Raw genomic sequence first — 18,887 nt, forward strand, 5'->3', positions numbered from 1 at the left:
CAGAACCTGTTCAAAGCCTCGCGAGCTAGAGGCATGCAAGGCAAAAACAGGCGAAGAAGCGGAGTTTACGAGTTGTAAATGAGCATTCTGAGCCTGTTTTTAACGCTGCAGGCCCGACGCGCAGCAGGCTTTTAACAGGTTCTTACACAACCATAAGAAAGAGGCGTACCCCATGTTCAACACCCTCACCCGCATGAGTGTGAGCCTGGTACAGAAGTACCTGCCCTCACCCTTCGTTTTCTCCGCCTTGCTGACCCTCGGCGTCCTGCTCGCCGGTATCGTCTCCACCGGCCAGTCGCTACCGGCCATGGTGCAGCACTGGAGTGGCGGCTTCTGGACCTTGCTTGGCTTCGCCATGCAGATGGCGCTGATCTTCGTTACCGGCCATGCCCTGGCCAGTGCACCGATCATCAACCGTCAGCTCGACCGTCTGGCCAGCCTGGCGCGCACGCCCGGCCAGGCGATCATCATGGTCACCCTGGTGGCGCTGGTCGGCTGCTGGGTCAACTGGGGCTTCGGCCTGGTGATCGGCGCGGTGTTCGCCCGCGCCCTGGCGCGCAAGGTCGATGGCGTCGACTACCCGCTGCTGGTGGCCTCTGCGTACTCGGGCTTCCTGGTCTGGCACGGCGGCCTGGCTGGCTCGATCCCGCTGTCGATGGCCACCGGCGGCCCGGATCTGGCGCGCATCACGGCCGGCGTACTGACCGCTCCGGTGAGCATCAGCGAAACCCTGTTCAGCACCCTGAACCTGACCATCGTCGCGCTTCTGGTAATCGGTCTGCCGCTGCTCAACCGCGCCATGCACCCACGCCAGAACGCCAAGGTGGCCGACGCCGCCAAGCTGGTGGAATCGCGTGCCGAGCTGCCGGCCCGTGAAACCCCGGCACAGCGCCTGGACGACAGTCGCATCCTCGGTCTGGCGCTGGTGGCCATGGCCGGTATCTACCTGTTCAACCACTTCGCCAGCAAGGGCTTCGTGCTGGGCCTGGACGTGGTCATCGCCATCTTCCTGTTCTGCGGCCTGCTGATGCACGGCACCCCGGAGCGCTACATGCGCGCGGTGGACGAGAGCGTGCGCGGCATCGGCGGCATAGTCCTGCTGTTCCCCTTCTACGCCGGGATCATGGGCATGATGATGGGCGCCAACGCCGACGGCATCTCCCTCGGCCGGCAGATCACCGAGTCGTTCATTTCCTGGTCGTCGGCCGACACCTTCCCACTGCTGGCCTTCCTCAGCGCTGGCGTGGTCAACGTGTTCGTACCGTCCGGTGGCGGCCAGTGGGCCGTGCAGGGCCCGATCATGCTGCCGGCGGCCCAGGCCCTGGGCGTCTCGCCTACCGTTACCGCCATGGCGATTGCCTGGGGCGACGCCTGGACCAACATGATCCAGCCGTTCTGGGCGCTGCCGCTGCTGGGCATCGTCGGCCTCGGCGCACGCGACATCATGGGCTACTGCCTGATCATGCTGCTGTACTCGGGCGTGGTGATCTGCGGCGCGTTCTATCTGCTCGGCTGAGCTCTCGGCTTTTCTGCCCGCTCGCGATCAACGCTCTGTGAAGCCTCGCGAGCTGGAGCGATGCAAGGCAGAAGCAGGCGAGCAACGGTCGGATTTGCGGGCGACTGTACTTTTGTACATGAGCATCCGACCGGGCTGGCGCTCCAGCCTGCTTCTAACGCAGCAGCGCCGACGCCCAGCAGGCTGTGCCGAACTCAATCGCCCATCAGCCCCTGCGCCTTGGCCATGGCCACAGCCTGGGTGCGTCGTTGCACCCCGAGCTTGACGTTGATCCGCCGTGCATGGGTCTTGACCGTGTGCAGCGAGATGAACAGGCGATCGGCGATTTCCTGATTGGAGCAACCCTGCGCGATCAGGTGCAGCACCGCCAGCTCGCGCGCACTGAGTAGCGCCGTACCGGCACTGGCCGGCTCATCCAGCGCCGGCGCAGGTTCGAACAGACGCTGATGCAGGCTCTGCCCCGCCTCACCCGGCAACAGGCGCTCCAGCCATGGCCCCTGGCGTTGCTGCAACCCCTGCAGAGGCCGTAGCAGGCGCAGTTGTCGCGCCTCAGCCAGTGCCTGCTGCAGCAGAGCATCGGCCTGCTCGTGCTGCTCCTGCACGAACAGCGCCTCGGCCAGGCTGACCCGACATTCGCAGGCAAGGCTGCGATGCCCGGCAAGCTGGCATTCGTCCAGCAAAAGGCGCAGGGCATGTTCGGCGGCGGCGTGGTGGCCGATCAGCAGATCACTCAGCGCCAGGTACAGGCGCAGGCGCGGCAGCAAATCGTAGAACTCCGATGGCGCCAGCTGCTGGCGTTGCTGCAACTGCTGCAGGGTCTGGGCGAACAACTCACGCGCGCGCCCGGTCTGTCCCTGGCGCAGCAACAGCCGACCGGCCTGCAACTGCAACACGCAGCGGTAGCGCACTTCCGGTACGTGCGACCACTGCATCACCCGCTCGGCCTTCTGCAGCCATTGGTGCGCCTCGTCGAGATCGCCACGGCTCTCCGCCAGCTCCAGCATGCCGAGATAGCCGGAGATGATGTAGGCATCCTCGCAGTGCTCGGCTTCCTGCAACCCCAGGCGATACGCCTGCTGCGCAGCCTCATCGAGCCCCTGGCGTGCCAGCAGGCTGGCGCGCACCAGCAGCAGCCGGGCCACCACCGGACTGTGGCTGAAGCGCTCGCGTAGCAGCGCCAGAGACTGCTCGGCCAGCTCGGCTGCGCGCCCCGCCTCACCATGCATCTGCAGCAGCAGGCAATGATCGGTATTGAGCAAGGCCTCGTAGATCAGGCTGCCGTGCACACGCGCCAGGCGCAGACCCTGATCCAGCGCCTGCTTGGCCTGGACCAGGGCATGTTCAGCCATGTGCTGCTGAGCCAGCGCCTGATAGCAGAGCACGCGCTGCGACCAGCTGCCTTCGTCCAGCACCTGCAGGGCCTGCTCGCAGTGCAGCCGGGCATCACGGCGGCCACATTGCCGCGCCAGCACGCCCATCAACGCCTGCCAATGGGCGATCAGCTTGCTCTGGCGCCGCTCATCGGGCTGCGGCATGAAATACGCCAGCCCCTGAATGCAGTCGCGGGCCTCATCGAAACGGGCGCAGATGATCAGGGCCCAGGCCTGCAACACGATCAGCCGCGGTGAACTGGCGAACAGCCAGTCTGGCAGTTCCTCGCGCCACTGCAGCAGCTGCGCCACCGATTGCCCTTGTAGCAGCTGTTCCTGATCGAAACGCTGCAGGTAGTTGACCGCCACTTCGACCTGCCCGGCGAGCAAGGCGTGCTCGACAGCCTCGCGAATATCGCCATGCTGGGCGAACCACTGACAGGCGCGTACATGCACCGACGCCGGCAGCGGTGCGCCTGGCAGGCGGCGCAGCACCTCGGCCAAGGTTCGCCACAAGCGAAACCAGGTGCCGCTGCTGTCGAGGCTACGCACGAACAGTTGGCGCCGCTGCAGCTCCGCCAGCAACTGACTGCCGCGCCCATCGAGCAGATGCTCGCAAAGCGGCAGGGAAAAACGCGGCAGCAGGGCCAGCGCGTGCAGGTCGCTGCGCAGCTCCTCGTCCAGGTCGGCCAGCACCTCGCGCTGCACGTAGTCGCGCAGCACCGGGCAGCCATCCTGCAAGCGCTGCCGCAACGCATCCTCGTCGGCATCGAGCAGCAACAGGCGGATCGCCGCCAGCCAACCTTCCGTGCTTCGTAGCAGCGCCTGCTGGACGTCTTCGGCGAGCGTCACCTGCAGCGCCGCCAACAGCTCGCTGAGCGCCGCCTGGTCCAGCGCCAGCTCCTCGCCCTTGAGCTCCAGCAGGTCACCCTGCAGCAACAGGCGAGGCAGATTCCACGCTGGTATACGGCGGCTGGCGACCCACCAGACGACCTGCTGCGGCGCCGCGGCGAACAGCCGGTCGAGGCAGGCATCGAGCATGTCGTCGGCCTGTCGCGGGTAGTCGTCGATGAAGATCCACAGGCGCTGCGCGCGCTCGTGCAGGCAATCGACAAGGCCCGCTTCGTTGGCCTGCTCGGCGGGTATCTGCAGCAGCACCGCCAGGCGCTTGCACAGCTGTGCCGGGGTCAGGCTACGCCCACCCAGATCGAGCCATATGCGCTCCATGGCCACCGGTGTGTGGCGCGCACACAAACCGAGCAGCACGCTCTTGCCGGTACCGGCAGGCGCGCACAGCAGGCGCAGGCGCGCTTCACTGGCGAGCAGACGCTGCTCCAGGGCAGGACGGGAAACGACGCACGGCGGCAATCGTGGCAGATCGGCAGGTTGCGCCTGCACCGCAGTCGGGCGGGCGATGGCAAGGGTCGGCATGGCAGCGGTTCTCTCTGCTTGTCATTGTTGAACCACATGTCGATGGTACCCCCCTCACCTCTGGCGACCACCCCCTGGGGCTTATGGCGCGAGATTCACGTGAGCGTGGCACGCAGAAAAAAGCCGGCGACGCACAGGGCGGCACCGGCTGGTTTCAGCCTGGGGCGAACTCAGCGTACGCCGGCGTTGCGAAGCGCTGCGGGGGTGAAGTCCTTGGCCGAGGCCTGGGTACCGTACTGCACCGCACTTTTCTCCTCGTTGGCCATGCCGATGGCGATATAGCGACCGGCGATGACATCGTACAGCGCCTCGAACGCGTATACCGGAACCTGCTTGTCGTACTGCTGGAACAACATCGCCTCGCCCACGCGCCAGAGTTGGCCGCGACCGTCGTAGTGCTCGGACAGGGCGATCTGCCAGGAGTCCTCATCGACGTAGAAGCGGCGCTTGGCGTAGATGTTGCGCTCGCCGGACTTCAGCGTCGCCTCCACTTCCCACACCCGGTGCAGCTCGTAGCGGATCAGGTCCTGATTGACGTGGCCGGCCTTGAGGATGTCGGCGTACTTCACTTGCGGCGAGGCGACCCGGTAGTTGTTGTAGGGGATGAACAGCTCGCGCTTGCCCACCAGCTTCCAGTCGTAACGATCCGGCGCGCCGCTGAACATGTCGAAGTTGTCGGTGGTGCGCATGCCGTCAGCGGCAGTGCCGGGGCCGTCGTAAGCCACCTGCGGTGCACGGCGCACGCGGCGCTGGCCGGCGTTGTAGATCCAGGCCATGCGTGGCTCGCTCACCTGATCCAGCGAGTCGTGTACCAGCAGCACGTTACCGGCCAGACGCGACGGTGCGGTGACGCGCTGCTTGAAGAACAGCAGGGTGTTTTCCGCCTTGCCCGGATCGATGTCCGGAATATCCTCGGGGAAGGCCACCTCGTCCTCGAAGCTCACCAGGGTGTAGGCGCCGTTGGTCTGTGGCGAAGCCTGCACGATGCTGCGCTTGAGGTTGCCGCCGCGATAACGGGTGATGTGGTTCCACACCACCTCCAGGCCGCTCTGCGGAATCGGGAAGGCGTAGTAGCGGCTGTCGGTGAAGCCGGTCAGGCCGTTGCCACCGTCACGCAGACCGGTCTTCAGCGCGCTGGTCATCGCCGCAGCGTTGATCGCCTCCGGCACTGCAGCGCTGCGGTGCGTCGGGTACACCTGCATGCGATAGGTGTCCGGGTAGCGCGTGAACATCGCCAGTTGCCCGGCCGAGAGCTGATCGCGGTACTGCTCCAGATTCTGTGCGGTGATGGTGAACAGCGGCTGCTCGCTGGCGAACGGGTCACTGAGAAAACCGCGTGCATCCACCTGCCCGGCGTCGGTGGCCAGGCCGCCCGTCCAGGCGGGGATGGAGCCGGCGGCGTTGCCGGCCATCTCACCGCCCAACGGGGTCAGACTGGTGCCGAGCTTGGCCGCTTCCTGCTCGCTGACCGCGGCCAGCACGCCGCTGGCCAGCAGGCTCAGGGAAAGTGCGCCGAGCATCTTCAGGGTTGTATTCATCTGCATTCCTCAACTGATCCTGATGGCCTAGAAGCTCACGCCGAAGCTGAGCGCCAGGAAGTCACGGTCGACCGCGACGTTGTAATCGCCGCCGAAGAAGTCGGTGTACGACAGGCTGGCGGTGTAGGTATTGCGGTAGTCGGCGTCGATACCGAAGCTCACGGCCTTGGCTCCCTCGTTGAACAGGCCGTTGGGGCCGTAGCCGTCGACGTCATGCGACCAGGAGATGTTCGGCTTGAGGTTCACCCCGGCGAACGCGTTGCTGTACTCCCAGATGCCGCGCACGCGGTAACCCCAGGAGGTGCTGGTGACGAAGCCGTTGGTGTCACCACGGAAGCCATAGGCGCCGAACAGCGAGTCACGGCCATAACGCAGGTCTTCGCGGCTCTCCAGCCCGCCGACGTGAGCCACGCCGATTTCGCCGACCAGGGTGAAGCGTCCCGCGCCCATCACCTGATCGAAGAAGTGGGTGAAGGTGGTCTGCACCTGGGTGACTTCCTTGCGCCGGTAGCCGACGTTGTCCTGGCCCGCCCCGGCAGTGACCGGCGAGGTGCCAGCTGCGATGGGGTTGAGCAGGCTGAGGGTGATGTCGGTGGTGTTGATCTGCAGTGGCAGGTTCGGCCGGTAGCTGATCTCGCCACTCCAGGCCGTGCCGGTGGGCAGGGTGGTGGAGAAGCTCAGGCCATAGAGGCGGATGTCCTCGGGGTACTCGAGGTAGTAGCGGCCGTTACCGAGCATCACGCTCTGCGCCAGGCCCTGACCACTACCAGGCACAATGGCATTGGCAGCGCCGATGATCCCCAGCAAAGAATCCAGGGTCGCCTGCCCGGCGTTCTGCGTGCTGACGATGGGCGTACGGCTGTGATAGTTCATGAAGTAGGCGCCGTACTCGGTCTCGTCACCGAGCCAGCGCAGGGCCAGGCCCCACTGACCGCTGTCACGGGCATCGCGATCACCGGCACGTGGCAGGATCACCCCTTCGCTGTCGACACGGAACCCCTGACCGAACGCGGCAGCGACCGGCTGCAGCGGCGCGATGGCCGGCGAGCCGATGTGATAGCCATTGTCGCAGCCATCGGCGGCCACATCGGCGGTAGAGAAGAAGGTGCCGCAGTTGTCGATGATGGTCTGGTCCCACTCCAGCTGGTAGAAGGCCTCCATGCTCAAGCGGTCGGTAAGGCTCTGCGACAGGTAGAGCATGTTCACCGGAATCAGGCCTTCCTTGATCTCGGCTCCCGGGCGGCGGAAGGCGGCCACGTCGATCGGGTTGATCGAGTTGATGCTGTTGCCGATGAAGGTGCTCTCGCCCCAGCTCACCACCTGTTTGCCGACCCGCACCGTGCCGGGCAGATCGCCGATGGCGTAGTTGTGATAGACGAAGGCATCGAGGATTTCCGCACCCGAGGATTTGGCGCCCTCCTTGCGATTGCTGTCATCGATGTCCTTGAACAGGCGGCTCTCGTCCTTCAGCTCGAAGTCGTACCAGTACTTGCCGCGGACGAAGACGCCGGTATCGCGATAGCGCAATTCGAGATCGTGGATACCCTTGAAGATCTTCGAGAAGGTCTCGCCTTTCTTGAAGTTCAAGCGGCCATCGTCACCGGTCTGCGCCTGGCCCTGACCACCGTTGTTGGGGCCGACCAGATCGCGATCCGGGCTGCGCATCGACCAGCTGGCACCGACCGACAGCGAGCTGTCGAACTGCCCTTCGATCTCACCGATGTTGAAATTGACGGCCTGTGCCGGTGCGGCGAAACCGACGGCGACGGCCAATGCCAAGGTGTGCGGCTGGAATAGTCCGGGCCCTGTTGTTGTTGTCATGCGGGTCTCCTGATGTAGGGGTACAGCTGCAGGAAACCCTACGCAGCACCCACACCACGGATAAGCGCACCAAGGAGGGATTTCATCTGTCGCCCGAAAGGATGAGTGGCGCCCTGGCGCGGGCGCGCGCAGGCCGACCTCAACTTGCTGAATGACGGGGTATCAGGCAGGAGGGGAACTATTTGTGTCAGGCCATACCGGGCGTGGATCGACGGCTGTCGATCCACGTCTGGGCAGCTACGACGTCAGGGTGCCGCTGTCTCCGGTGCGCTGGCAAAGAAGTTGAGTTCACCGAACAGAGTGCTCGGCAGGTATTGCGGCAGATAGAACGCCAGCAGGAGCGAAGCGGTGAATGCCCCCAGTACCAGCAGGCCGGTGGATGCTTTGCCAAGACGGCTCATAGACGGATTCGGTGGGCCGAAACGGTTGCTTCGCTCCCGACCCGGTAGCACGACCAGCAGCAGAAGAACCACGGTTCCCAGAGCCGGCAGCAACGCAGCGATCACGCCCCAGATCGGGCTCCAACCCAGATCCCGTGCACGACGCATCAGCAACGAGCAGAACAGCAGGCAAGAGACCACCAGCACCACAGCCAGGGCGATGCCCATCACTACCAGCTGATGCTGGAGCCCTAACACGAGGAAAATGATCAGCGCTGTCGGTATGACAAAAACGAAGGGCACATGAAACAGCCAATAACGCGCCAGGGATAGGCGTCCGGAGAAGTCGAAGACTTTCGGCAAAGGCGAGCAAGCGGGCTCATCATGGCTCAACGCGGCCTCACTGACCCGGTAATAGTCCGGCTCCTCATCGACGGCGGCGGCCGACTCCAGAATGGGTTCTAATCTCTCTCTCTCACAACAATAAGTCCTTATATTGAAGGTTCCAGCACTGACTGACGCTGGGTGTCAGTCAGACTCTTCCGTACCAGTCGATCCGCTCAAGTGATCGGTCAGGTCCCGCCTCAATGCGAAGGGAATGACGACCCACCCGAGCCCAGCGATGAGACAGGAGATCAGCACGGAAAACGCGACGTAGCTGGGGCTGATGCAGCCTTTTCTACAAGCGCTGAGCAGACAGAACAGTGAAAACGGGATGGTGACAATCACCGTCAAAAGGGAAGCGGCCAAGACCAGGGGAACATGGCCGGGGCTGACAAACAGGGCCAAGCTGACACCCCCTACGAACAGTAGCGCGGCCAGGTATAGCAGGATGATCGTCAGCTGGTTCAGAAAAATCAGTAAACGCATTCGTCCCTCCGCCAGCTCCACTCGCCATGAACATCGGAACCAAGCATCGGTAACGTTCGGAGAGACGGAAAACGCCCGTCAGCGGGAAAGTGCACCACGTACATACCACAGTCCTTAAGGTGCAGGTCTCGGTCAAAGTCGCCGAGAACCATGATATTGGCACGGCACCTTAAGCATTCCTTGACGCGGCGGCAAGCGCATGCAGCTCTAGCGCCAGCGATCGAGCAGGTTCACCGCCAGTCGGTCCAGCCAACCCCACAACCGTTGTTGCGCGCGCCGCCACCAGGGGCGCTGGCGCCAGTCGGCGAGGGTGATCTCGCGGCTGACGGCGAAGTCCTCGATGAAGCTGGCCGTTACCGCCTGGGTGAAATTCGGATCGAGCGCCTCGACGTTGGCGTCGAGGTTGAAGCGCAGGTTCCAGTGATCGAAGTTGCACGAGCCGACGCTGACCCAGTCGTCCACCAGCACCATCTTCAAGTGCAAGAAGCGCGGCTGGTACTCGAAGATGCGCACCCCGGCCTTGAGCAACCTGGGGTAGTAGCGCTGGCCGGCAAAACGCACTGGCGGATGATCGGTGTGGCGCCCGGCCAGCAACAGGCGCACTTCGACGCCACGGGCAGCGGCGCGGCGCAAGGCGCGGCGGATTTTCCAGGTCGGCAGGAAGTAAGGCGTGGCCAGCCACACCCGCTGCTTGGCGCCACGCAAGGCGCGCAGCAGCGAGAGCAGGATGTCGCGGTGCTGCGCCGCATCGGCATAGGCCACGCGGCCCAGGCCTGCACCGGCCGGAGGACATTGCGGCAGGCTCAATGCAGCAGGCCTGTGGCTGGGACGCCAGGAAAAGCGCGCCTGCCAGAGCTGCTCGAACAGCTGCTGCCAATCGCCGACCAGCGGCCCCTCGATTTCCACCATGACTTCGTGCCAGGGGCTGCGTGACTCGTTGGGTAGCCAGAACTCATCTGTAGCGCCCGTGCCGCCGACATAGGCCAGGCGCCCGTCCACCAGCAGCAACTTGCGATGATCCCGATGAAAATTGCGGATGCCACGGCGCCAGCGCACCGGGTTGTACCAACGCAGCTGCACACCTGCCGCGAGCAGGCGCTCGCGCATCAGCGCGCCCAGCCCTGCCGCACCATAGGCATCGAACAGCGCCCGCACCGTCACACCCCGCTCGGTGGCGCGGCACAGGGCGTCGATCAGGCGCTCGCTGCACTGGCCATCTTCGATCAGGTAGAGCTCCACCTCCACCTGCTGCCGGGCGCCCTCGATGGCCGCCAGCATACGAGGGAAGAACGCCGCGCCATCGAGCAGAAGCTCGAAGCGATTACCCGCTCGCCAGGGATAAATAGTCCCACGCGTGGACACCAGTCAGTTCTCCGTGAACATCACGCACGTCGCGTAGCTCTTCGTCCTGCGGCGCGCTGACAAGTTCAACGCGCACAGCGAGACAGGCGAACGATACCTGTCATTGCGCCGGCAGCAACTGGCAACCCTGGCGCTCACCCAGCCAGACGGCGCTGTGGGTACGGCCCAGGCCGCTGGCGGTCACGCGCTTGGCGCTTTGCTCATCCAGCAGGCTGCTGATCGGCACGTACTGCGCGACATAACCTTCGCAATAGGCCGCCGGGTTGCCACTGACGTAACGGCAGGAGCAGTACTCCTTGGCCGTGTAGGCACTGATGATGTCAGGGAACGCCTGCAGATACACACGGTTCGGCCAGGCCCAGGCCAGCAGCAGAAGCAATAGCAGTACCAGCACGCTGAGGAACGGATGGCGACGGATCACGGCTGCACCTCCGCGGCAAAGGCCGCACGCACGCGTTTGAGCAGTTCGTTGTGCTGGAAGCTGCCATCGCGGTCATCGGCGTATCGCACCACCACCAGGTTCTCGCTGGGCATCACATAGAGGCCCTGCCCCCAATGCCCGAGCGCGGCAATGGTATCGGCCGGTGCATCCGGCCAGGGGCGCGCGCTGCCCGGCAGTTCGGCGTTGAGCCACCACTGCCCGCCCGGCACCGCATCGCCCGGCGCGAAGCCCTGTGGCTGATAATCGGCGAACGGCGTAGAGACGAAGTCGACCCAGGCCGTAGGCAGCAACTGGCGCTCGCCCCAACGCCCACCGCGCTGCATCAAAAGGCCGACGCGGGCCAGGTCGCGCGCACTGAGGTAGGCAGAGGACGAGGCGATGAAGGTGCCGCTGGCGTCGCGCTCCCACACGGCATGGCTGATGCCCAGCGGTTCGAACAACGCGGTCCAGGGATAATCGGCATAGGCCTGCTGATCGACCATGCCACGCAGGGCTGCCGCCAGCAGGTTGCTGTCGCCACTGGAATAACGAAAGCGCGTACCCGGCGCGGCGTCGGCCGCATGCGCAGCGGTGAACGCGGCCATGTCGTCGCGACCACGGGTATAGAGCATGGCCACCACCGAGGATTTCAGCGGGGCGTATTCGTAGTCCTCTTGCCAAGCCAGGCCCGAGGCCCAGTTGAGCAGGTGACCGATCTTGATCTGCGGGTGCTCGGCCATCGGCGGGTAATACTGCGCCACCGGAGCATCGAGCTTGAAGCGCCCTTGGCCATAGGCCACGCCGAGTACGGTGGCGAACAGGCTCTTGGCCATCGACCAGGTCAGGTGCGGCGTCTGCGCGGTGGTCGGTTCGGCGTAACGCTCGTAGACGATCTGCCCATCGCGAATCACCAGCAACGCATCGGTGCGCACGCCCTTGCGTTCGGCATCGTCGCGCGGGGCAAAGGCATAGGTTTCCAGCTCGTCGATGGCGGCCGAGCGTGGCGCGGGTTGACTCCGCCAATCGGGTTGCGGCCAGTTTTCCGCCTGGGCGGCGCTGGCGAACAGGACCAGCGCCAGGCTCAACCGGCTTAGGAAGGAAGTGGGCATGGCGGGCCTCGCTGAGAAATCGTGGCGCACCCTAGCACGCGCATGATGACGGCTTGAAGCGACGAAACCGCCATCTCCCACCCTCATTTGGGCAGTTGGTAATCCTCAGGTCCCATCAGGTCGAGGCCGCATTCGAGGTTCTCGATCCAGTGCAGAAAGGCGCTGATCATTTCCCCACCGACGAAGGGCCGGCCATGCTGCGGCACGATCATCGCCACGTCCATCTCACGCACCATCGCCGCCCACAGACGACAGGCCTTGTTGCCAGCCATGTAGCGGCGGTGGAAGCCTTCCATGTTCGGCACGTGGTTGACGAAGTCGCGTACCGGCGTGGCGTCATCCACCAGCGAAGCGCCCATGTCGCCGGAGAAGAGAATCTTGCTCACCGGGTCATAGAGCTGGAAGTTGCCTACCGAATGCAGAAAGTGCGCCGGCACAGCCTTGAGCGTGCACTTGCCCAAGGGGATGTTCTGGCCGCGATCAGGCAACGCGATGATGCGATCGAAGGTGTTGATGCCGCGACTCAGGACCAGGTAGTTGGCCGTCAGGTGCGGCAAAAAGCGCGCCCACAGCTTGGAGCAGATCACCCGCGCGCGGGTGTGCAGCAGCCACTTGTCCAGCGAGGCGATGATGTCCGGGTCCTGGTGCGAGGCGAAGATATAGGTCAGATCCTGCACCGGGATGTGCTTGGACAACTCCAGCGACAGCGGCGTGTAGGTCAGATCACCGCCCGGATCGAGCAGCAGGTACTGCTCGTTGTCGGTGATCAGGAACTGGTTGGACTGCACGCCTTCGCCGCTGACCAGGTCATCGAACATCAGGCATTGATGGCGGCCGTTATCAAACAGCACGATGGGCTCGCGGCGCATGGAAACCTCGTTAGCAGGCCTTTGAAAAACGTAGGCGAGGCAGGCAAGACAAGGCAAAAACGGCCGAAAAAAGCACTGGGCCCGCACTCGGGTTTACGTGCTGTAAATGAGCATTTTGAGGCCGTTTTTAACGCAGTATTGCCAACGCAGGTAGTTTTTCAACAGCCTGCTAGTGAATCGCGAGGCAACCTTATGCGCAGGCAGACCAGCCGGTACTGATATGGATCAACAGCCGGCGACAATCTGCCGCGCTTTCTCCAGGCGCTTGCTGCGCGCCGCCTCGGCGATGCGCAGCAAGCCCTTGTCGCGCTGCCACAGCGCGGCCCAGGGCGCCGGCCCCGCGGCGAAGGCTGCATCCAGTTCGTCAGCCAGCGCCTGCTGCTGGGCGAACAACCCGGCGAGCAACAGATGAGTGGTGGCGGCATTGGGCGCCTGTCGTGCCACCTCGGCACAACCGGCCAGCAGCCCCTGCAGGCGCAGCATCAATGATGATGACCAGCTGCATTCGCGGCCAACGCCAAACAGCCAGGCGGCGACGGCAGTAAGCACATGGACATCTTCCAGGGTGCGGAAGGGTTTGACGTAATCATCCCAGCCATCGCCGGCCAGGCGTTCGCCCTGCGCCTGGTCCAGATGCAGGCGGGCATGGCCGATATCCGGCATCAGCGGCAAAGCCGGCAGCGCTTCGATGCGCACCCCCGGCGCGCCCTGGCGTACCACGCCCAGTGCCAGCCGTGGCGACTCCTCAGCAGCGTCCTCGCGCGCCGCCACCAGCAACCAGTCGGCGCATTCGGCGGCAGTGACGAAATCCTTGCGACCACTGATGTACAGCCCGTATGTGCGCGTGCTCATGTCCGCCGGACGGGTGCTGCGGTTCTCCGTCACGCACAGCGCCCCGGCCGTCCACGGCGCCGCGGGCCACAGCACTCGCAAAGCGGCCTGGTAACCGGCGAGAAAGGCCAGCCCCGGCGTGGCGGCCTGCAGGCCACCTACCAGCGCCAGCTCGAACGGTTGCGGCGTACCGTCCAGCTGCGCCAGCAGGCGTGCGTACCAATCCTCCAGGCCCGCTTCGGCAGTCAGGCGCTCGATGGGCTGAAACAGGCTCGACCAGGGCATCGCAGCTCTCCTCGCGGCAACACCTGGGCCGCCGTCACATAAGCGTAAAAAAAGCTTCACGGTGGTGACACCGCCACTACCTAGCCTGAGATTGCCCAACAAGATCGACCGGCTGCAAGCATACAGCCGGCACACGGAGGATCTGGCATGACTCAAACCGCTCGCCGTCTGCAGGCCGAACGCCTGCAAGGCCCAGCCGCCCTGCGTGAAGCTCAGGCATTGCGCTACCGCGTATTCAGCGCGGAATTCGACGCCAAACTCAACGGCGCCGAACTGGGTCTGGACATGGACGACTACGACATCCACTGCCGCCATATCGGTGTGCGCGACATGCAAAGCGGTGAGCTGGTAGCCACCACCCGCCTGCTCGATCATCAGGCTGCCGCCGGCCTGGGTCGCTACTACAGCGAAGAAGAATTCGCCCTGCACGGCCTGACCAAGCTCGAAGGTCCGGTGCTGGAGATCGGCCGCACCTGCGTCGACACCGCCTACCGCAACGGTGCCACCATCGCCGTGCTCTGGGGTGAGCTGGCGGAGGTCCTCAACGAAGGCGGCTATCGCTACCTGATGGGCTGCGCCAGCATTCCCATGCAGGACGGCGGCATCCAGGCACAAGCGATCATGCAACGCCTGCGCGAGCGCTACCTGTGCACCGAACACCTGCGCGCCGAACCCAAGCACCCGCTGCCGCAACTGGACCTGCCGGGCAACGTCATCGCCGAGATGCCACCACTGCTCAAGGCCTACATGCGCCTGGGCGCCAAGATCTGTGGCGAACCCTGCTGGGACCGCGACTTCCAGGTGGCCGACGTGTTCATCCTGCTCAAGCGCGACGAGCTGTGCCCACGTTACGCCCGGCACTTCAAGGCCGCGGTCTGAAACCTGAGCGTGGGAACGAGCGTTGCTCGCGCGGGCGGCTGTTCGCCATGCGCGTGCAGCGCTCGCTGCAACACGACAGCCTGACCGCCAGGCATCGCCAAACGACGCTATCCATGGATAATGCCGGCACACGTCTTCAAGCGGAGGCCTTGATGGCCAAACTGCGTCTATCCATACGTCTGCTTCACCTGGCCCTGGTAATCACCTTCGGCGCCCTGCTGGCCAGCATCGTCAGCCTGTACGAGCGCCTGGTGCGGCACGACCTGATGCCGTTACGTCAGCGCCTGACCCGCTGGTTCCTGGCGCGCCTGGGCGGCGCCTTGCCATTTCGCGTGCGGGTCGAGGGCGAGCTGCCGACGCAGCCGATGCTATGGGTCGCCAATCATGTGTCATGGACCGACATTCCCCTGCTCGGCGCCCTGCAACCGCTGTCCTTCCTGTCCAAGGCGGAAGTCCGTGGCTGGCCGCTGGCCGGCTGGCTGGCGCACAAGGGCGGTACGCTGTTCATCCGTCGCGGCGCGGGCGACAGCAGCCAGGTGAGCCAGCAGCTCACCCAGCACCTGCAGCGAGGCCATCACCTGCTGATCTTTCCTGAAGGCACCACCACCGACGGCCTGGCCCTGCGCACCTTTCACGGTCGCCTGCTGAGCAGCGCCATCGACAGCGGTGTGGCACTGCAACCGGTGGCCATCCGTTACCTGCGCGACGGTCAACCCTGCTCGGTGGCGCCATTCGTGGGCGACGACGACATGCTGTCGCACCTGCTGCGCCTGCTGTCGAACTCGGCCTGCGAGGTCGAGATACGCCTGCTGGCTCCGATCCCCAGCGAATCACGCAGCCGCAACGAGCTGGCCCGGCACAGCCAGGCCATCATCGCCAGTGCCCTGCGCCTGAACGCCGCCGAGACGGAACAGGTCGAAGCCGCCTGAGCTATCAGTCAGCCGGCGGCACGATCAAAGCGTCGCTGTCGAGCGAGGCCAGCAGGCGACTGGCGACGCTGCCCAGGAAGAAGCGCGAAACGCCTTCACGGGCATGGGTACCGAGCACCAGCAGATCGGCACCTGAGTGCTTCAGGGCCTCGCCGATTACCCCTTCGGGTGAGCCGATCTGTACCAGCAAGCGTTCATGGCCCAGCTTCGCGCCGATGGTATCCAGGCGCTCCACCAGCTGCTTGCGCAACTGCTCACGCTGGCTCTCCAGCACCTCGGCACTGACCCCGACTTCCATCACCGCGCCTGCCGCCAGCGGCTCCACCGCGCTGGCCACATGCAGGTTGTCCAGGCTCGCCAGCCCCAGCTCGCGGGCCCGACTCAACGCCTGTTGCGAGGTACGCGACAGATCCATCGCCAACAGCGCATGACGGTACTCGTGCGTCACCGGACCATTGACCCGCAACACCGGAAGATGGCTGCTGCGCACCACTCGCTCGAGCGTGGTGCCGACGAAGAAATCGCGCAGCGCCGACTTGCGATGCGCCCCCACTACCAGCAGGTCGGCCCCCGTCCCCTGGGCGCTTTCGACGATTACCGTGGCCGCTTCGCCAGTGCCCACGATCACCCGTGGCACGCTGCCGGCCTGCTCGCCGAGGCGTTCAGCCTGCGCCTGCAGCAGGGTTTCGGCTTGCTGCACCTGACGTTGCACGTGTGCGGCCGGCGCATCGTCATCGATCACGTGCAGCAGGCTCCACTCACCGCCGCCCTGATGACGGATCAGTTGCACGGCACGCTGTACCGCATGCGCCGAGCGCTCGGACAGGTCGGTTGCTACCAGAATCTTGATCATCTCGTGTTCCTCCATCCGTATGACACCGCGTTACATTCAAGCGCCTCCCGAGTTCGCACGCCTTGATGCAGGTCAGCTCGGGCGCGGTAAAGCGCTCCAGGGCAGCCATAACCATCGGCGATAACGCCCCGCTCAGCGCAGGTGATACATGCCGATCCGGCCCCCTTTGAAATAGTGACCACGCCCGGCCCGGATTGACTGCACAAAAACGCTCGCAGCCCGGCGCGGCGACGCACAGGAGCGTGGCCGCCGCCAGGCAACGGCAGGTCGGTGCAAGGGTTTGAGTACTGCTCAATGCGGGCAAAGCGCCGGATTGCATCCGGGCTATGGCTTGCTCGCGGCCAGCTCGGCGGCAGCGAAGGCCATCAGCTCGGGATAGAAAGCGCGGAAGTCCTCGCTGAGCGGTTCATACAACCGCTCCAGCTCGCTCAGGCTGCCGTCGAGCAACTGCGGTTTGGACAGGCGCCGCTGCATGCCGGCGATAACCTGCTCCAGCACCGCGAACTCGCGGTAGCTGCCCAGCCAGTCCTGCGCGGCCATGCGTGGCGCCATCAGCGCCAGGCGCCCCGGCAGTTCGGGCTCAGCCGCCAGCACCTGATAGACCCGCCCGGTGAAGTGATCCAGCGGCTGCAGCGCGTAGCTCGACCAGTCGCGGGCCAGACAATGGTCGAAGAACAGGTCCAGCAGCATGCCGGCCATGCGCCGCCGCTCGACGGGAAAGCGGGCGCGGGCACGCGCCTGCAGCGGGTGACTGTCGGTAAAGGCATCGATGCGCCGGTGCAGGCGAATGGCCGCCTCGATGGGCGCCGGCCAGGCCCCGTTCAGTGGGCCTTTGACGAAATCGCCATAGAGGCTGCCAAGCAGTTGCGGCGGCGCGTCGCCGCCAAGATGCAGATGGGCGAGGTAGTTCATGCCCCGAGCTTAACGCCGACGCCAGGACAATCGAAGCCGTCGATGGAGACTATTGGAACAATCGATCTGTATATCGCTCAGAGACGATATAAGGTTCGCCACATGACGATACGGACCGACACCACCATGGAAATCGACCTCGACGCCATCATCAAGGCCCTCGCCCATCCGGCACGCCGCGACATCCTCGATTGGCTGAAGGAGCCCGAACGCCACTTCGCCGCACAGGATCATCCGCTGGAAATCGGTGTGTGCGCCGGCAAGATCTTCCAGCGTACCGGGCTGTCGCAATCCACCGTTTCCGCCCATTTGACCACCCTGCAGCGCGCCGGTCTGGTGACCAGCCGCAAGGTCGGCCAATGGCACTTTTTCAAGCGCAACGACGAGCTGATCCAGACGTTCGTCGAGCGCCTCGGCCAGCAACTGTGATTTGACCTTTCCTTCGGAGAAACCACCATGCCCACACTGTTCGACCCCATTCAGATCGGCGATCTGCAACTGAACAACCGCATCATCATGGCGCCGCTGACCCGCTGCCGCGCCGACGAAGGCCGCGTGCCCAACGCGCTGATGGCCGAGTACTACACCCAACGCGCCTCGGCCGGCCTGATCATCAGCGAAGCCACCGCCGTCACGCCGATGGGCGTGGGGTATCCGGATACCCCCGGCATCTGGTCCGACGAGCAGGTTCGCGGCTGGAGCAACATCACCCAGGCCGTGCACGCCAACGGCGGCAAGATCGTGCTGCAGCTGTGGCACGTCGGGCGCATCTCCGATCCGACCTATCTGAACGGCGAACTGCCGGTCGCGCCGAGCGCGATCCAGCCGGCCGGCCATGTCAGCCTTGTGCGTCCGCTCAAGGACTACGTCACCCCGCGCGCACTGGAAACCGAAGAGATCGCCGATATCGTCGAGGCGTATCGTCAGGGCGCGGAAAACGCCATGGCCGCTGGCTTCGATGGCGTGGAAATCCACGGTGCCAACGGTTACCTGCTCGACCAGTTTCTGCAGAGCAGCACCAACCAGCGCACCGACCGCTATGGCGGCAGCGTCGAGAACCGTGCGCGCCTGCTACTGGAGGTGACCGATGCGGCGATTTCCGTGTGGGGCGCCGGCCGCGTCGGCGTGCACCTGGCGCCGCGTGCCGATGCCCATGACATGGGCGACGCCAACCGCGCCGAAACCTTCGGCTACGTTGCCCGCGAACTGGGCAAACGCGGCATCGCCTTCATCTGTGCCCGCGAAAAGGCTGGCGATGACAGCCTGACCCCGCAACTGAAGAAAGCATTCGGCGGCGTGTTCATCGCCAACGAGCGCTTCACCAAGGATCAGGCCAATGCCTGGCTGGCAGAAGGCAACGCCGACGCCGTGGCCTTCGGCATCCCCTTCATCGCCAACCCGGACCTGCCAGAGCGCCTGCAGCAGGATGCCGCGCTGAACGAGCCGCACCCGGAAACCTTCTACGGTTCCGGCCCGGTCGGCTACATCGACTATCCGCGCCTGTAATCGTC

Annotated in this window: 17 protein-coding genes; 5 read left to right on the plus strand and 12 right to left on the minus strand. The window is 64.7% G+C overall.

Features of this window, described 5'->3' with window-relative positions; translation table 11 throughout:
• Positions 1–172: 172 nt before the first annotated feature.
• The gene (locus PCLY_RS21135) at positions 173–1,516 is read left to right on the plus strand and encodes a short-chain fatty acid transporter (RefSeq protein WP_061241978.1); all 1,344 of its coding nucleotides are present in this window, start codon (positions 173–175) and stop codon (positions 1,514–1,516) included.
• 194 nt (positions 1,517–1,710) lie between these two features.
• On the opposite strand, the gene PCLY_RS21140 is transcribed toward PCLY_RS21135, so the two are convergent.
• The 10 genes from PCLY_RS21140 to PCLY_RS21185 form a co-directional block, all read right to left on the minus strand.
• Positions 1,711–4,317 (minus strand): LuxR C-terminal-related transcriptional regulator, encoded by a 2,607-nt coding sequence (locus PCLY_RS21140; protein WP_061241979.1) that lies wholly within the window; start codon positions 4,315–4,317, stop codon positions 1,711–1,713.
• A 170-nt stretch (positions 4,318–4,487) separates the two neighbouring features.
• Complete coding sequence (locus PCLY_RS21145) at positions 4,488–5,855, minus strand: DUF1329 domain-containing protein (RefSeq protein WP_061242156.1); 1,368 nt, start codon at positions 5,853–5,855, stop codon at positions 4,488–4,490.
• Positions 5,856–5,882: 27 nt separating this feature from the next.
• On the minus strand, positions 5,883–7,676 hold the full coding sequence (locus PCLY_RS21150; protein ID WP_061241981.1) for a DUF1302 domain-containing protein: 1,794 nt from the start codon (positions 7,674–7,676) through the stop codon (positions 5,883–5,885).
• Positions 7,677–7,921: 245 nt separating this feature from the next.
• Positions 7,922–8,449 (minus strand): DUF805 domain-containing protein, encoded by a 528-nt coding sequence (locus PCLY_RS24615; RefSeq protein ID WP_197432219.1) that lies wholly within the window; start codon positions 8,447–8,449, stop codon positions 7,922–7,924.
• A gap of 135 nt (positions 8,450–8,584) precedes the next feature.
• Positions 8,585–8,926 carry a hypothetical protein gene (locus tag PCLY_RS21160; protein WP_061241985.1) on the minus strand — a complete coding sequence of 114 codons (342 nt, stop codon included), beginning with the start codon at positions 8,924–8,926 and terminating at the stop codon, positions 8,585–8,587.
• A 207-nt stretch (positions 8,927–9,133) separates the two neighbouring features.
• The gene (locus tag PCLY_RS21165) at positions 9,134–10,288 is read right to left on the minus strand and encodes a phospholipase D-like domain-containing protein (protein WP_061241987.1); all 1,155 of its coding nucleotides are present in this window, start codon (positions 10,286–10,288) and stop codon (positions 9,134–9,136) included.
• 100 nt (positions 10,289–10,388) lie between these two features.
• Positions 10,389–10,709: a hypothetical protein gene (locus tag PCLY_RS21170; protein WP_061241989.1), complete on the minus strand. Its 321-nt coding sequence runs from the start codon at positions 10,707–10,709 to the stop codon at positions 10,389–10,391.
• A complete protein-coding gene (locus PCLY_RS21175; RefSeq protein ID WP_061241991.1) occupies positions 10,706–11,818 on the minus strand; it encodes a serine hydrolase domain-containing protein in 1,113 nt (370 codons plus the stop codon). Before PCLY_RS21175 ends, PCLY_RS21170 begins: the two co-directional genes overlap by 4 nt.
• Positions 11,819–11,901: 83 nt before the next feature.
• Positions 11,902–12,687, minus strand: coding sequence for an oxygen-binding di-iron domain-containing protein (locus PCLY_RS21180; protein ID WP_061241993.1), 786 nt, complete (start codon positions 12,685–12,687; stop codon positions 11,902–11,904).
• Positions 12,688–12,912: 225 nt separating this feature from the next.
• Entirely contained in the window at positions 12,913–13,803 is an 891-nt protein-coding gene (locus PCLY_RS21185; RefSeq protein WP_061241995.1) for an acyl-CoA dehydrogenase family protein, read from the minus strand.
• Positions 13,804–13,950: 147 nt separating this feature from the next.
• Here PCLY_RS21185 and olsB point away from each other — a divergent pair, with 147 nt between their 5' ends.
• Both olsB and PCLY_RS21195 read left to right on the plus strand, forming a co-directional pair.
• Positions 13,951–14,682, plus strand: a complete 732-nt coding sequence (gene olsB / locus PCLY_RS21190; protein WP_061241997.1) for an L-ornithine N(alpha)-acyltransferase — start codon at positions 13,951–13,953, stop codon at positions 14,680–14,682.
• Positions 14,683–14,834: 152 nt separating this feature from the next.
• On the plus strand, positions 14,835–15,611 hold the full coding sequence (locus PCLY_RS21195; protein ID WP_061242158.1) for a lysophospholipid acyltransferase family protein: 777 nt from the start codon (positions 14,835–14,837) through the stop codon (positions 15,609–15,611).
• A 4-nt stretch (positions 15,612–15,615) separates the two neighbouring features.
• Here PCLY_RS21195 and PCLY_RS21200 read toward each other — a convergent pair whose 3' ends face one another.
• On the minus strand, positions 15,616–16,464 hold the full coding sequence (locus PCLY_RS21200; RefSeq protein WP_061241999.1) for a universal stress protein: 849 nt from the start codon (positions 16,462–16,464) through the stop codon (positions 15,616–15,618).
• Between the two features lie 324 nt (positions 16,465–16,788).
• Positions 16,789–17,376, minus strand: coding sequence for an acyl carrier protein phosphodiesterase (locus PCLY_RS21205; RefSeq protein ID WP_061242001.1), 588 nt, complete (start codon positions 17,374–17,376; stop codon positions 16,789–16,791).
• 126 nt (positions 17,377–17,502) lie between these two features.
• Here PCLY_RS21205 and PCLY_RS21210 point away from each other — a divergent pair, with 126 nt between their 5' ends.
• Positions 17,503–17,805 (plus strand): ArsR/SmtB family transcription factor, encoded by a 303-nt coding sequence (locus tag PCLY_RS21210; protein WP_061242160.1) that lies wholly within the window; start codon positions 17,503–17,505, stop codon positions 17,803–17,805.
• Between the two features lie 27 nt (positions 17,806–17,832).
• Positions 17,833–18,882, plus strand: coding sequence for an alkene reductase (locus PCLY_RS21215; RefSeq protein ID WP_061242003.1), 1,050 nt, complete (start codon positions 17,833–17,835; stop codon positions 18,880–18,882).
• The last annotated feature ends 5 nt before the right edge of the window (positions 18,883–18,887 follow it).

This window comes from Ectopseudomonas composti, from assembly GCF_001567565.1.
In the GTDB taxonomy this organism is placed as follows: domain Bacteria; phylum Pseudomonadota; class Gammaproteobacteria; order Pseudomonadales; family Pseudomonadaceae; genus Aquipseudomonas; species Aquipseudomonas composti_A.

Coding starts and splice junctions, on each gene's coding strand:
- PCLY_RS21145 (WP_061242156.1), bottom strand. CDS start 5,855: ATGAATACAACCCTGAAGATGCTCGGCGCACTTTCCCTGAGCCTGCTG.
- PCLY_RS21205 (WP_061242001.1), bottom strand. CDS start 17,376: ATGAACTACCTCGCCCATCTGCATCTTGGCGGCGACGCGCCGCCGCAA.
- PCLY_RS21215 (WP_061242003.1), top strand. CDS start 17,833: ATGCCCACACTGTTCGACCCCATTCAGATCGGCGATCTGCAACTGAAC.
- PCLY_RS21185 (WP_061241995.1), bottom strand. CDS start 13,803: ATGCCCTGGTCGAGCCTGTTTCAGCCCATCGAGCGCCTGACTGCCGAA.
- PCLY_RS21140 (WP_061241979.1), bottom strand. CDS start 4,317: ATGCCGACCCTTGCCATCGCCCGCCCGACTGCGGTGCAGGCGCAACCT.
- PCLY_RS21160 (WP_061241985.1), bottom strand. CDS start 8,926: ATGCGTTTACTGATTTTTCTGAACCAGCTGACGATCATCCTGCTATAC.
- PCLY_RS21180 (WP_061241993.1), bottom strand. CDS start 12,687: ATGCGCCGCGAGCCCATCGTGCTGTTTGATAACGGCCGCCATCAATGC.
- PCLY_RS21150 (WP_061241981.1), bottom strand. CDS start 7,676: ATGACAACAACAACAGGGCCCGGACTATTCCAGCCGCACACCTTGGCA.
- PCLY_RS21175 (WP_061241991.1), bottom strand. CDS start 11,818: ATGCCCACTTCCTTCCTAAGCCGGTTGAGCCTGGCGCTGGTCCTGTTC.
- PCLY_RS21210 (WP_061242160.1), top strand. CDS start 17,503: ATGGAAATCGACCTCGACGCCATCATCAAGGCCCTCGCCCATCCGGCA.
- PCLY_RS21135 (WP_061241978.1), top strand. CDS start 173: ATGTTCAACACCCTCACCCGCATGAGTGTGAGCCTGGTACAGAAGTAC.
- PCLY_RS21195 (WP_061242158.1), top strand. CDS start 14,835: ATGGCCAAACTGCGTCTATCCATACGTCTGCTTCACCTGGCCCTGGTA.
- PCLY_RS21200 (WP_061241999.1), bottom strand. CDS start 16,464: ATGATCAAGATTCTGGTAGCAACCGACCTGTCCGAGCGCTCGGCGCAT.
- olsB (WP_061241997.1), top strand. CDS start 13,951: ATGACTCAAACCGCTCGCCGTCTGCAGGCCGAACGCCTGCAAGGCCCA.